This window comes from Sporolactobacillus shoreicorticis, assembly GCF_024125445.1.
Lineage (GTDB): Bacteria > Bacillota > Bacilli > Bacillales > Sporolactobacillaceae > Sporolactobacillus > Sporolactobacillus shoreicorticis.
This window is the reverse complement of sequence record NZ_JAMXWM010000091.1, coordinates 1-816: the sequence shown is the minus strand read 5'-3', so window position 1 is coordinate 816 and position 816 is coordinate 1. Positions and strand designations below refer to the sequence as shown.

Sequence of the window (816 nt, the reverse complement as noted above, 5' to 3'; positions counted from 1 at the left end):
GATGAACAAACCGAAGCGTTAGTCGGGATGTTGGGTGAAAACCAAATCGACTATCGCTTTTTTCTTGGCTTCAAGCTGCTGTTAACGGATCAGGAAGTGAATCTTAAATCCATCGGTGAGTCGATTGTGATGAGCTTTTCTGAATTTCTTCATGAGATTAATCACAACCTGATGGGCGATTTTGTCAGTATGAGTAATAAAGAGATCAACCGGTTTATGAAAATGGAACGCCTACTGGAAAACAAAATCGCCCGCCGGTTCAACGTGCGCAGGCTGGATAAAGAAGACTTTGGTTATCTGATCGAACATCTCTATGGCAGGACCGGTGCATCTTATGCGTCCTACACCTATCCGCTGCCCATCCATAAGCTGAAACAGGAAACGCTGGTGAAGCGCTATGACCTGATCAAGCCGACGCGCTGTCTCGTCGAGGAAAACCAGCGGTATTTGAAAATCGAACGGGAAAACCAGACGACCTACGTTTCCTATTTCACAATCAATTCAATTGTGCGCGAGCTGGACTTTCCTTCCTCAGAACTCTTTTACTATCAGCAACAACAGTTTACCTTTCCGATCGATACGTCGATGAATGTGGAGATTGTGACAAATAAGAAGGCCCTAACGACGGTGCGCAACAAGAAAAAAGAGCTGAAAGACTTAGATGACCATGCCTGGCAGTCGAACAACGACACAGGCAGCGACGTCATGGAAGCTTTGGACAGCGTGAATGAGCTGGAAGCAACGCTTGACCAGACCAAGGAAGCGATGTATAAGCTCAGTTATGTGATTCGAGTCGCCGCACCGGATCTAGACGAA

At 46.6% G+C, this 816-nt stretch carries 1 pseudogene; it reads left to right on the top strand.

The annotated features are described in order from the left end of the window. Nucleotides 1-816: pseudogene (locus NIE88_RS22105) on the top strand (conjugal transfer ATPase TcpF); the annotation flags it as partial.